This is a genomic window from Flavobacterium ajazii, from assembly GCF_010614725.1.
Taxonomy (GTDB): Bacteria; Bacteroidota; Bacteroidia; order Flavobacteriales; family Flavobacteriaceae; genus Flavobacterium; species Flavobacterium ajazii.
Genome location: NZ_JAAEHL010000005.1, coordinates 19,463 through 32,031, shown reverse-complemented (window position 1 = coordinate 32,031; position 12,569 = coordinate 19,463). Strand labels below are relative to the sequence as shown.

Below are 12,569 nucleotides of genomic sequence, written 5' to 3'. Positions count from 1 at the left end.
TATTTAATTCAAAAGTACATTATTTTATGATTAGTAAAAACCAAATAAAACTTATATCGGGGCTGCATCAAAAAAAGCAACGTTTTGCTAATCAATTATTTTTTGCCGAAGGAGTAAAAGTAATTCAGGAATTGTTGCAATCCAATTTTGAATTAGAACTCTTGTTTACTACTCAGAATGATTTTGAAAAGGTTGAAATTTCAAAACGTATTTCTATTACAGACCAGGAACTTAAAAAAATAAGCGCTTTGTCAACTCCAAATACCTGTTTAGCAGTATTCAAAATCCCAGCCGAAAATACGATAATCGATTCAGGCTTAATTGTAGCTTTAGACGACATACGTGATCCGGGAAATTTAGGAACCATTTTAAGGCTTTGCGACTGGTTTGGGATTCAGCAGATTATCTGTTCAAAAGAAACTGTCGATATTTACAATCCAAAAGTTGTGCAGGCCACAATGGGTTCTATCACAAGAGTTAATGTAAATTATGTTGATTTGAAATCTTATATAACAAACGCAAAAACACCTGTATTTGGGACCTTTATGAACGGTGAAAACATTTATCAATCAGAATTGCCTAAAAACGGAATCATTATTATGGGTAATGAAGCCAATGGTATTTCGGCAGAGATTGAAAAAATGGTGACAAACCGACTTACAATTCCCAGATTTGGTGAATTACAAAAAACCGAAAGTTTAAATGTAGCCACCGCCACCGCTATTGTTCTCAGTGAATTTAAACGAAATAGTTAGGTTTTTGTTTTAATGAAAAGTAAAATTTATTAAAATTGCTCTAGATTTCATAGAATCAATGTTGTCTGTCCATGGACTGTTTGGATTTTCGGGAGTTTTATTGTCCCTGATTAACTCATCGCTTATACCAAACATCCCTCTGATAGAAGGTGAAAAAATAAAATATTCTGAAAAGATATCAATGCCAAATCCAATTTCATAAGCATTAGTCCATTGTTTTACTCTGAATTTACCTTCAAAATTGTCATCTTTAGATTTTGAATTACTGGAAAGGTTCAACGTCGTAGAAAGCCCGCCTGTCAAATAAGGACGAATGTTTCCCGTACGTAAAGCAGAGAATTTTAATAGTAAAGGAAAATGAATATAAGTACTGTTTACTTCCCTTAAGTAATCACTTTCTGAAGTGAAATTAGGAAAATATAAATTTCTTTTTGTGTAATAAAGACCTGGTTCAAAACGCAGGTTTAAATATTCCTGAAGTCTTACATCAGCGACAACACCTACATTGAATCCGACAGTTTTTTTTACCTGAATATCCTCTTGTACGACGTTTTTATAGTCAAATTTAAAATCAAAACTGTTAAAGCCTAAATAATACCCAAAGTAAAGGCGTTGTTTTTGCCAGTTTTCAAGATTAATAATAGGATCTTTGCTAAACATACTTTTAGCGAATTGAGAGTATCCTTGTGTTGATAATACTAATAAAATTAAGACTACTGTTTTTTTCATACTATTTTTTAGAAGCAGAATATATGGTTGCAACTCCAAATGTTTGAGGCATAGCCACAACATTTATAAACCCAATTTTTTTCAAAATATTGTTCAGAGCTTCTCCATAAGGAAAAGCAGCTGCAGATTCGGATAAATATCCATAAGCTGAATTGTCTTTAGAAAAAAGTTTTCCTATTAGGGGAAGTATATTTCTGGTGTAAAAACGATATCCTTGCTTATAAGGTGTTTTGTCAGGAACAGAAGTTTCTAAAATAACAAATACACCATTTGGTTTTAAAACACGTAATATTTCAGAAAAGCCTTTTTCCAGATTTTCAAAATTCCTAACACCGAAACCAACAGTTATGGCATCAAAATAGTTGTCTTCAAAAGGTATGTTTTCAGAATCTCCAAGAATCAGTTCAATGCGGTCAGAAAGTTTTTTTTCTTCAATTTTTTTTCTTCCTACTTCCAGCATTCCGGCAGAAATATCTAAACCGATAATTTTTTGAGCATTGCTTTGTGCCATCAAAATAGCCAGATCTCCGGTTCCGGTAGCAATATCAAGAATGGTTTTTGGCTTTGAATCTGAAACTATTTTCAAAACTTTTTTGCGCCATTTGACATCTATTCCAAACGAAATTACACGGTTTAGGTTGTCATAGTTTCCAGATATGGTATCAAACATTTGTGCAACCTGTTCTTTTTTGCCTAATGTTGAATTTTTGTACGGAGTTATTTTTTCAGACATTTTATTAATTTACGCAAATATAACATAAAGTATTTAACTGCAATTGCCTTTGCTTAATTCGGATAGAAAATGTTTTTAATCTAAAAAATATCGATTTAGTAAAATCACTAAAAGTGGGTATTGTAGGTAACATATTTATTGGTCAATTTAGCACTTGTAAAAATGTTAATATTTTTTCAATGATAAATAGAGATACAATGACCCAAATCAAATGGGTGCTCCTTGCGCTTAGCATCTCGTTTGTTCTTGTAAGCTGTTTTGAAAGTACTGTTTTTGAGAGCAGTATTATATTTAAAGCGCAAAATACGTTCTTAGGATTAAATTTGTTTTTGGAAATTTTAATTTTCTTTGCCTTTAGTACCTTCGTGGTATTTGGTATTAAGGGTTTTTTTGAGATGTACTCTCAAAAAATATCAAATGTTATTATATTCCTCTCTGGAGTATTTTTAATATTTGTAATTTTTATTTTATGTTATCAAATATTGTTTCAAGAGTAGGTCATTGCTCTAATCATTGAATTTAAAAAAAAACATCCTCAATTTTGAGGATGTTTTTTTTATTTCCGAATGTATGTTTCGTATGTATAATCATAAAGATGGGTGTCATCCTTAAAATTTTCCTCGGACTCAACCAATTGCCATTCTTTTTCATTAATTTTTGGAAAAAATGCGTCGGCGTCAAAAGTATGATGTACTCTTGTTATTTCTATGATATCGGCATATTGTAATCCTAAAGTGTAAATTTCTCCGCCTCCAATAATATATGAATCTTCATTTTCAGGGCATAGTGCAATGGCTTTTTCAATAGTGTCAACAACAATACAGCCTCCGGGATTATAATTTTCCTGACGGGATATTACGATATGTGTTCTGTTGGGTAATGGTTTTGGGAAACTCTCAAAAGTTTTTCTTCCCATTATAATATGATGATTGGTGGTGAGAGATTTGAATCTTTTAAAATCATTTGGGAGATGCCATACTAACTTGTTTTTTTTCCCCAGGGCATTGTTTTCGGCTACAGCCGCTATCATTATAAGCATAGTGTATTAGAACTAAATTTTGTTTTCTGGATTATCGTTGATGGAGGATTCTAATTGAGCAATCCGTTTTTGCTGTAATGCTACCAGACGGTCAATTTGTTCCCGTTCCCATTTTTTGTTCATAAATCTGTCTGTTATGTAAATTTTTATAAAGTGCAAAATAAAAATAAAAAACCACAGAGTAATAATCCAGATGCTCCAATTTTCTGTTGTTCTGATACGAACGCCGCAAAAATTATCGGCAACAAATAAAAATAAACTTCCTAAGAGAAAAAGAACCAAATGAAAATATAATGCTTTTTTTTGCCTGATTCTTTTACGGGCATACTCGTATTGTTCGTGCACTTCTTTTTCCATAATTTATTCAAAATAAGATTATAAAGTTATAATTTATTTTGAAAACTCGCTATTTTGAATAAATAATTATTTGTCTTAAAACTGTCTGTAAATCCGAATTCGTAGATTTTAAAACTTAAAATTAATGAAAGTGTAAAAAAAATGCCTTTGATTATTATAATGATAATTCATAACAGTAGGTATTGTTTACTCAGATGAATTTGCGAACTTTGGAATACGAACCTAAAAATGAAATAGTTATGTCTTTGAAAAAGCAATTTGTAAAAACGAAACCAGTTTGCAAAGTGACATTTGCAATTGAAGCGAAAGATGCTAATTCGGTCGCTGTAGTTGGAGATTTTAATAACTGGAATATAGAAGAAGGAACCTTAAGTAAACTAAAAAACGGAACTTTTAAAGCTACTTATGATTTGGTTAAAGATGCTATTTATGAATTCAAGTATGTTATTGACGGGCTTTACGTAAATGATCCTGAAGCTGATTCTTATAAATGGAATGATTATGCTGGAAGTGAAAACAGCGTATTAGTTGTATAAAAAAAATCCGCTTATTTTCATATTAAGCGGATTTCTATTTTTATATTGCAACACTTCCTTTTATAGCAGGATGTGGATTGTAATCTACAAGTGTAAAGTCTTTGTAATCAAAATCAAAAATGTTTTTGATCTCGGGATTTAAAATCATTTTTGGAAGTGGTTTTGGGTCACGTGATAATTGTAATTCTAATTGTTCGAAATGATTATTGTAAATGTGTGCATCGCCAAAGGTGTGAATAAATTCGCCTGGTTCTAAGTCGCATACTTGTGCAATCATCATAGTCAGCAATGCATAAGAAGCAATGTTAAAAGGTACTCCTAAAAATATATCAGCACTTCTCTGGTATAATTGGCAGGAAAGTTTTCCTTTTGTTTCTCCTTTTTCAGGATCTGGACTTGCTACATAAAACTGAAAAAAGGCATGGCAAGGAGGTAATGCTGCTTTGTTGTTTGCAACATTCTCTTCAAAAGACTTTTTAGTATCCGGCAGAACCGATGGATTCCATGCAGAAACCAACATTCGTCTGCTATTCGGATTTGTTTTTAATTCTGTGATCAATTCAGAAATCTGATCAATTTCTTCGCTGTTCCAGTTACGCCATTGATGTCCGTAAACTGGGCCTAAATCGCCATTAGAATCGGCCCATTCATCCCAGATTTTTACTCCGTTTTCCTGAAGATATTTGATGTTGGTATCGCCCTTCAAAAACCAAAGTAATTCGTAAATGATGGATTTTAAATGAAGTTTTTTAGTTGTAACCATTGGGAAACCTTCACTTAAATCAAAACGCATCTGGTAGCCAAAAAAACTTTTTGTTCCGGTTCCGGTACGATCTCCTTTTTGATTACCGTTTTCTAAAACGTGTTTTACTAAATCTAAGTATTGCTTCATTGTCGTTTAATCGTTTAATCGTGGATTTGTTTAATTGTAAATTTGTTTAATCGATTTAACGAATAAACGGTTTTAACGATTAAACATAAAAATTATCTTCTGGAGATTTCGTCTCTGATTTTGGCTGCTTTTTCGTAATCTTCCTGCGAAACAGCCTGATCTAAAAGCTCGTTTAATTCTTGTAAAGAATGTTTTGCATAAACGTCTCCCGATTGGTTGGTTTCTTCACCATGCCCGAAAGTTTCCGGGTTAGAAAGCACATCGTCTATTTCCTGAGCGCCCGAATCTGTTTCAGCAGTATTCGATTTTAAATAAATTCCGGCTTTATCTAAAATGTTTTTATAAGTAAAAATAGGAGCGCTGAACCTTAATGCCAGAGCAATTGCATCAGAAGTTCTGGCATCGATAATTTCTTCGATTTTATCTCTTTCGCAAATTAAACTTGAATAAAAAACACCGTCTACCAATTTGTGTATGATTACTTGTTTTACCACGATATCAAATCTTTCGGCAAAATTTTTGAATAAATCGTGTGTTAAAGGACGTGGCGGTTTTATCTCTTTTTCTAAAGCAATAGCAATTGACTGGGCTTCAAAAGCACCAATTACAATAGGTAATTTTCGTTCACCATCCACTTCATTCAAAATTAAGGCATAAGCGCCATTTTGAGTTTGACTGTATGAAATTCCTTTTATGGATAATTTTACTAGACTCATATATGTTTGTAAAAAAGGCACTTAGCGCCTCATTTTAATACTGTTTTTGATTGGAAAATAAAGGTGCAATTTTAATCAAAAAATATGGAACAAAAAAACTGCCTATAAACAAAGATACAACATCTTGTTTTTAGGCAGCTATATTTTAAAGAGAATTCTTTAATTAGGAATTCTGTGCTTTAAAAGCTTTAAATTTTTCTATTAATTGTGGTACAATTTCAAAAGCATCTCCAACTACACCGTAATCAGCTACTTTAAAGAAAGGAGCTTCCGGATCGTTATTGATAACTACTTTTACTTTAGAAGAGTTGATTCCTGCAATATGCTGAATTGCTCCTGAGATTCCCACCGCAATGTATAAGTTGGTTGCAACTGGTTTACCTGTTTGTCCTACGTGTTCGCTGTGAGGTCTCCATCCTAAATCTGAAACTGGTTTAGAACATGCAGTTGCAGCTCCAAGAACAGCAGCTAAATCTTCGATTAATCCCCAGTTTTCAGGTCCTTTTAATCCACGTCCGCCAGAAACTACGATATCTGCGTCTGCGATAGAAACTTTCCCTGATACTTTTTCTACTGATTCTACTTTTACACCAAAATCATTATCTCCAATTGTTGGATTAAAATCTTCTGATGCTGCAGCTCCTGCGCTTTCAAAAAGTCCGTAAGAGTTTTTAGCTAAGCCAAGGACCTTTACATCTGTACTGATTTCTGTAATGTTGAAAGCTTTGTTTGAAAAAGCATTTCTTTTTACCTGGAAAGGAGAAGTGCTAACTGGTAATCCTACAACATTTGATGCGAAACCAGCTTCTAAAGCTACTGCAACAAGTGGAGAAAGGTAAATACTATCTGTTGTAGAAGAAAGTAAAACTACTTTTGTGTCTTCTTTTTGAGCAGCTTGTTTAATAACATCAGCATAAGCTTTTGCATTAAAACCGGCTAATTTATCGTTGGTTACTTTAAGAACTTTATCAACTCCGTATTTGCCTAACTCGCTAACATCGCTGATGTTTACAGTCAAAGCTGTAACAGTAGTTCCTAATGATTCGGCTACTTTTTTAGCGTAAGAAGCTAATTCGAAAGCTACTTTTTTAAATTTTCCTTCTGCAGATTCTGCATATATTAATATTGACATAATTTTTTGTTTTGAAGTTTAAAGTTTCAGGTTTTCAAGTTTTGCAAACTGAAAACTGCGACTGAATACTGATTACTAGATTACCTTCGCTTCGTTGTGTAATAAATTAATTAACTCATCTAAATTATCTGCAGAAACTAATTTCACTGCCGATTTTGGAGCTGGTTTTTCAAATTTTACTGCTTTCGTATTTACAGCCGCATCAACAGGCTCAAGAATAGTTAAAGCTTTAGTTCTTGCCGTCATGATTCCTCTCATGTTCGGAATACGTAAATCTTTTTCTTCAACAAGACCTTTTTGAGCTCCAATTATTAAAGGAAGAGTTGTGCTTACAGTTTCTTTTCCACCGTCGATTTCGCGAACTGCTTTTGCATTGTTTCCTTCAACAGTTAAACTTGTACAAGAGTTCAGGAAGTTTGAGCCTAAAATACCGGCAATCATTCCAGGAACCATTCCTCCATTATAATCTAAAGATTCTTTTCCTGCAATTACTAAGTCATAACCACCGTTTTTGATTACTTCTGCCAATTGTTTTGCAACAAAAAAACCATCAGTAGGGTTTGCGTTTATACGAATTGCTTCGTTTGCACCAATTGCTAAAGCTTTACGTAATGTTGGTTCAGTATCAGGACCTCCAACGTTTACTACGGTAACTGTTGCGCCTTGTTGTTCCTGAAACCAGATAGCACGCGTCAAACCAAACTCATCATTAGGATTAATTACATATTGTACGCCGGCAGTATCAAATTCTGAATCGCCGTTTGTAAAGTTAATTTTTGAAGTAGTATCAGGCACATGGCTGATGCAAACTAGTATTTTCATAAGTATATATTTTGAATTTATTAATATGCTTTTACAAATTTAGAATTTAATTTGGAATAATTATACTATGCATGCATAATATTTTTAAAAACTATTACGATTTCGCAAAATGCTGATTTTTGGAATACTCTCATCGAAAAATAAAGTCAAAATTTTTATTGATAATATTGATTCTTAGCGGACTTTATTTTTTTAACTGCTGTATAATACTTAATGATAGTTAATTAAAACTGTTTGTGGGAATAACACCAAAAAAGATTTTTATCCTTTTTTAGAATAAAATTGATAAAATCGAGTTTTTATAAAATATCTTTTAGTGAAGAAAATTGACAGTATATCTATTTTGTAAATATCACAATAATTTTTAAAAAGTTAAAAGTGAAAGAAGAAGCAGAAGTTACTGTTATTTTAAACTGAATTTTTGCTTTTAAGTTATTTAAAATATTTATTTTTGCTCATCAGAAAAAAGAACATAATATACAACTATGAGAACAATACAATTTAGAGAGGCCATTTGCGAAGCGATGAGCGAAGAAATGCGTCGCGATGAATCCATATATTTAATGGGCGAAGAGGTTGCAGAATACAACGGAGCATACAAAGCTTCAAAAGGAATGCTTGCAGAGTTTGGTGAAAAAAGAGTAATCGATACTCCAATTGCTGAGCTTGGGTTTACAGGAATTGCAGTAGGATCTGCAATGAATGGTAACCGTCCAATTGTAGAATATATGACTTTCAACTTCTGTTTAGTTGGTATTGATCAAATTATAAACAACGCTGCTAAAATGCGTCAAATGACAGGAGGACAATTTAATGTGCCTATCGTTTTTCGTGGACCAACAGCTTCTGCTGGTCAATTAGGAGCTACTCACTCTCAGGCTTTAGAGAACTGGTTTGCAAATACTCCGGGACTTAAAGTTATCGTTCCTTCAACACCTTATGATGCAAAAGGACTTTTGAAATCTGCAATTCGTGATAATGATCCTGTAATCTTTATGGAATCTGAGCAAATGTACGGTGACAAAGGTGAAGTGCCAGACGGAGAATATGTAATTCCAATTGGAGTTGCTGATGTGAAACGTGAAGGTACAGATGTAACAATTGTTTCTTTCGGAAAAATCATTAAAGAAGCTTTTATCGCTGCTGATGAATTAGCTAAAGAAGGAATCTCTTGTGAAGTTATCGATTTAAGAACAGTTCGTCCAATGGATAAGGATGCAATCTTAAAATCAGTTAAAAAGACTAACCGTTTGGTAATTCTTGAAGAAGCCTGGCCATTTGCGAGTGTTTCTTCTGAAATTACATATATTGTACAGGAACAGGCTTTTGATTTCCTTGACGCACCAATTCAGCGTATCACAACTGCTGATACTCCAGCGCCTTACTCTCCAGTGTTATTAAAAGAGTGGTTGCCAAATGCTGGTGATGTAGTAAAAGCAGTTAAAAAAGTATTGTACAAGTAATACACATTTAAAATACTCACAAAACTTCATCATTCACAGTTAATTGATGAAGTTTTTTTTTGCCCTGACAATGAAAAGAATAATTTTACTCAGCCTATTTTTTGTATTCGCATTTGCGACTATTGCTACTGCACAAACGAAAGTGAGTGGAATTGTTTTGGACAAATCTAATCAGCCGATACCTTTTGCAAATGTTGTTTTTAAGGGTTCAAACACAGGAATAGTTTCTAATGAAGACGGGCGTTTTTATTTGGAATCGCCAAATACTTATACCGCATTGCTTGTTACTTCTGCAGGATTTTCAGATAAAGAAGTCTCTTTGGAAAAAGCAGTAAATTATAATTTTAAAATTGTTTTAAGCGAAGCTGAAGCACTTAATGAGGTTGTTATTTTTACTGGGAAAACATCCAAAAAAAATAATCCCGCATTGGATATTTTGAGAAAAATATGGGAAAGAAAACGGAAAAACGGTCTTTACCTGTTTAACCAGTATCAAATGCAGAAGTATGAAAAAGTGGAGTTTGACATGAACACGATTGATAGTGCTTTCATGAAAAATAAACTTTTCAAAGGGATGGAGTTTATCTTTAATCACGTTGATACTTCAGATGTCACCGGAAAAACTTATTTACCAATTTTTATCAATGAATCAGTTTATGATGTTTACGGCGATAATAAATTGAAAAAAGTAAAAGAAAATTTATCCGGGAATAAAATGTCAGGATTTAATGGGAACCAGCAGATTTTATCTTTTGTAAAAGATCTTTATTCGGATTATAATATTTACGATAACCATCTTAAATTTTTTGATAAAAGTTTTACAAGTCCGCTTTCAAAAACTGGAATTGATGTCTATAATTACGTATTGAAAGACAGTGCTTTTATAGACAAAAAATGGTGTTATAATATTGTTTTTTATCCAAGACGAAAAAATGAATTGACTTTTAAAGGGGATTTTTGGGTAAATGATACAACTTTTGCAATCAAGAAAATTAATATGGGTGTTACAAAAAGTGCCAATATTAACTGGGTAAAAGATATTTACATCGAGCAGGAATTTGAAGTTGAAAACGATTCTGTTTTCCTTTTGACCCGTGATTATATGATGTCTGATTTTGCTTTAAACAAAAAAGAAAAGTCAAAGGGAGTTTATGGAAAAAGAACGACTTTATACAGAAATCATAAATTCAATATTCAGAAACCGGAGAAATTTTATAAAGAAGAAGTCAATTTTGTAGACAATGCTGTTTATGAACGGCCACCTGAATTCTGGGAAGAAAATCGTTTTGAAAAATTAAACAAGGATGAACAGGGTATTTATAAAATGCTCGATACCCTGCAGACAGTCAAGAAATTTAAGCAGCTCTATAATTTGGTTTCTATTTTGGGAAGTGGTTATGTCGAATTTAAAAACTTCGATTTTGGGCCTATTTTCTCAACTTTTGGATATAATGAAGTTGAAGGGCTGAGATTAAGAGTAGGAGGAAGAACATATTTTGGTCCAAATGACCCTTGGCGTATACAGGCTTATACAGCTTACGGATTTGATGATAATAAATTCAAATACGGTGTTTCCGGGAAATGGATGGTCGACAAGAAAAAACGTGTTATCATCTCCGGAGGAAACAGACGTGACATTGAGCAAATTGGTGCCAGTTTAACCACAACAAACGATGTTTTGGGACGAAGTTTTGCTTCTTCGGCTTTATTTACGACAGGAAGTAACGGAAAATTGACCAATATTAATCTTAGTAATGTTTCTGTTGAAATGGAGCCTATGAAAAATTTTATTGTTCAGGCAGGTTTATCGTACAGAACATTAGAGTCGGCATCCAATACATTTAGTATGGATTATTATACTACTTTGCCAACTCCAGCAAACCCGGCCGGTGTTGTAGAAAGTAAGGTAACACAGTCTGAGGCTAATATCCAGTTTGAATTAATGCCAAATCGTAAAACCATAGGTTATGGTGTTGAGAGGGATTTAGTTGACAGTCCGTTCAGTCATTTCTTTGTTAATTTCAGTTATGGTTTAAAAGGGGTTTTAAATAGTGATTTTGCGTATGAAAAAGTACAATTATATTACAAACAGCCTATTATTATCGGACCATTAGGAAGATCAAACATTATTTTGGAAACAGGTAAGACATTCGGTACAATTCCATTGGGATTAATGAGTGTTGTTCCGGGAAACCAGACTTACTGGAATATTGAAAATACATTTAGTAATTTGAATTTCTATGAATTCATAACTGATCAATATGTAACAATGCAATGGAATCATGATTTTGGAGGAAGGTTATTTGCCAGGATTCCATTCATGAGAAAATTAAATTGGAGAGAAATTGTAGGGGTTAAAGCAGTTCATGGATCAATAACAAGTGCAAATCGTGCTATAAATGCTTCGGGTGTTCCTTATAATGCACCGGAAAATATATATTATGAGTATAGTGCCGGAATTGGAAATATCTTTAAAGTTTTCAGAATAGATTTTTCATGGAGAGGGAATTATTTAGATATGCCGGATGCTACCAGATTTGCAGTAAAAGGATCTTTCGGATTCTATTTCTAAACATTTTGTAATATTAAGTAAAGTTCAAACGTTTAATAATCTCGTAAAGACGCCAAGTTGCTAAGTTTTGTTAGTTACTTGGCGTTTTTGTGTAATTGTTTTTTGTTTAAATTTAGAGGCTATTCCCGCTATCCGTTGCAATCTTTTGTGTCGAACCCCGACACAAAAGGATTTCCACTACTATCGGGGCTAAAAAACAACGTCATGGAGGAAGCAATCGATTTTCTAGTAACTAAAAATCCAATATTTCAGCAAATCATAGAAAAATATGGATTGCCAACAATTCCAAAACGCCCACAAGGCTTCGAAACTTTAGTATTACTTATTTTAGAACAACAGGTTTCGGTAGATTCGGCGAAAGCCACATTTTTAAAAATCAAAGCTTACAAAACTTGTAATCCTGAAAACATGGCTGTTTTAACTGAGGAAGAATTTAGAAGCCTGGGAGTAAGCCGTCAGAAAACAAAATACATTAAAATTTTAGCGGAAGCGGTTTTAAATAAAGAATTAGATATTGAAAGCCTGGCTTCAAAATCGGCGAAACAAGTTCGGGAAGAACTTATTCAATTAAAAGGCATAGGCAACTGGACCATTGATATTTATCTGATGTTCTGCCTTCAGGAACCTGATTTGATTCCGCTTGGAGATATTGCAGTCATTAATACCATCAAAGAATTATTAGATATTCATAACAGAGAAGAAATGGAAAACCATACAGAACAATGGAGTCCGTACCGTTCTTATGCAACCTATTTGCTCTGGCATTATTACTTAAATAAACGAAATCGTAAGATTACCTATTAACTGTCTGTTATATAAATGG

At 33.1% G+C, this 12,569-nt stretch carries 13 protein-coding genes; 5 read left to right on the top strand and 8 right to left on the bottom strand.

The window, feature by feature from the left end; translation table 11 throughout:
• Positions 1 to 26: 26 nt before the first annotated feature.
• Positions 27 to 755, top strand: a complete 729-nt coding sequence (locus tag GWR14_RS10300; protein WP_163408947.1) for a TrmH family RNA methyltransferase — start codon at positions 27 to 29, stop codon at positions 753 to 755.
• Positions 756 to 764: 9 nt separating this feature from the next.
• On the opposite strand, the gene porT is transcribed toward GWR14_RS10300, so the two are convergent.
• The 4 genes from porT to GWR14_RS10280 form a co-directional block, all read right to left on the bottom strand.
• The gene (gene porT / locus GWR14_RS10295) at positions 765 to 1,484 is read right to left on the bottom strand and encodes a type IX secretion/gliding motility protein PorT/SprT (RefSeq protein WP_163408946.1); all 720 of its coding nucleotides are present in this window, start codon (positions 1,482 to 1,484) and stop codon (positions 765 to 767) included.
• Position 1,485: 1 nt separating this feature from the next.
• Positions 1,486 to 2,217: a bifunctional demethylmenaquinone methyltransferase/2-methoxy-6-polyprenyl-1,4-benzoquinol methylase UbiE gene (gene ubiE / locus GWR14_RS10290; protein ID WP_163408945.1), complete on the bottom strand. Its 732-nt coding sequence runs from the start codon at positions 2,215 to 2,217 to the stop codon at positions 1,486 to 1,488.
• A 556-nt stretch (positions 2,218 to 2,773) separates the two neighbouring features.
• Complete coding sequence (locus GWR14_RS10285) at positions 2,774 to 3,256, bottom strand: dihydrofolate reductase (protein ID WP_163408944.1); 483 nt, start codon at positions 3,254 to 3,256, stop codon at positions 2,774 to 2,776.
• Between the two features lie 12 nt (positions 3,257 to 3,268).
• Positions 3,269 to 3,613, bottom strand: coding sequence for a 2TM domain-containing protein (locus tag GWR14_RS10280; RefSeq protein ID WP_163408943.1), 345 nt, complete (start codon positions 3,611 to 3,613; stop codon positions 3,269 to 3,271).
• A 239-nt stretch (positions 3,614 to 3,852) separates the two neighbouring features.
• Between GWR14_RS10280 and GWR14_RS10275 the strand changes: the two genes are divergently transcribed.
• Entirely contained in the window at positions 3,853 to 4,149 is a 297-nt protein-coding gene (locus GWR14_RS10275; RefSeq protein ID WP_163408942.1) for an isoamylase early set domain-containing protein, read from the top strand.
• Between the two features lie 40 nt (positions 4,150 to 4,189).
• Here GWR14_RS10275 and GWR14_RS10270 read toward each other — a convergent pair whose 3' ends face one another.
• From GWR14_RS10270 to GWR14_RS10255, 4 genes are all read right to left on the bottom strand, one after another.
• Entirely contained in the window at positions 4,190 to 5,041 is an 852-nt protein-coding gene (locus GWR14_RS10270) for a thymidylate synthase (protein ID WP_163408941.1), read from the bottom strand.
• A gap of 92 nt (positions 5,042 to 5,133) precedes the next feature.
• Positions 5,134 to 5,757, bottom strand: a complete 624-nt coding sequence (locus GWR14_RS10265; RefSeq protein WP_163408940.1) for a bifunctional nuclease family protein — start codon at positions 5,755 to 5,757, stop codon at positions 5,134 to 5,136.
• A 163-nt stretch (positions 5,758 to 5,920) separates the two neighbouring features.
• Entirely contained in the window at positions 5,921 to 6,889 is a 969-nt protein-coding gene (locus GWR14_RS10260; RefSeq protein WP_163408939.1) for an electron transfer flavoprotein subunit alpha/FixB family protein, read from the bottom strand.
• Positions 6,890 to 6,964: 75 nt separating this feature from the next.
• Positions 6,965 to 7,711 carry an electron transfer flavoprotein subunit beta/FixA family protein gene (locus GWR14_RS10255; protein ID WP_163408938.1) on the bottom strand — a complete coding sequence of 249 codons (747 nt, stop codon included), beginning with the start codon at positions 7,709 to 7,711 and terminating at the stop codon, positions 6,965 to 6,967.
• A gap of 485 nt (positions 7,712 to 8,196) precedes the next feature.
• Here GWR14_RS10255 and GWR14_RS10250 point away from each other — a divergent pair, with 485 nt between their 5' ends.
• The 3 genes from GWR14_RS10250 to GWR14_RS10240 all read left to right on the top strand — a co-directional run bounded on the left by GWR14_RS10250 (position 8,197) and on the right by GWR14_RS10240 (position 12,550).
• Positions 8,197 to 9,174: a pyruvate dehydrogenase complex E1 component subunit beta gene (locus GWR14_RS10250; protein ID WP_163408937.1), complete on the top strand. Its 978-nt coding sequence runs from the start codon at positions 8,197 to 8,199 to the stop codon at positions 9,172 to 9,174.
• 70 nt (positions 9,175 to 9,244) lie between these two features.
• Positions 9,245 to 11,746, top strand: coding sequence for a DUF5686 and carboxypeptidase-like regulatory domain-containing protein (locus GWR14_RS10245; RefSeq protein WP_163408936.1), 2,502 nt, complete (start codon positions 9,245 to 9,247; stop codon positions 11,744 to 11,746).
• A gap of 204 nt (positions 11,747 to 11,950) precedes the next feature.
• Complete coding sequence (locus tag GWR14_RS10240) at positions 11,951 to 12,550, top strand: DNA-3-methyladenine glycosylase family protein (protein WP_163408935.1); 600 nt, start codon at positions 11,951 to 11,953, stop codon at positions 12,548 to 12,550.
• The last annotated feature ends 19 nt before the right edge of the window (positions 12,551 to 12,569 follow it).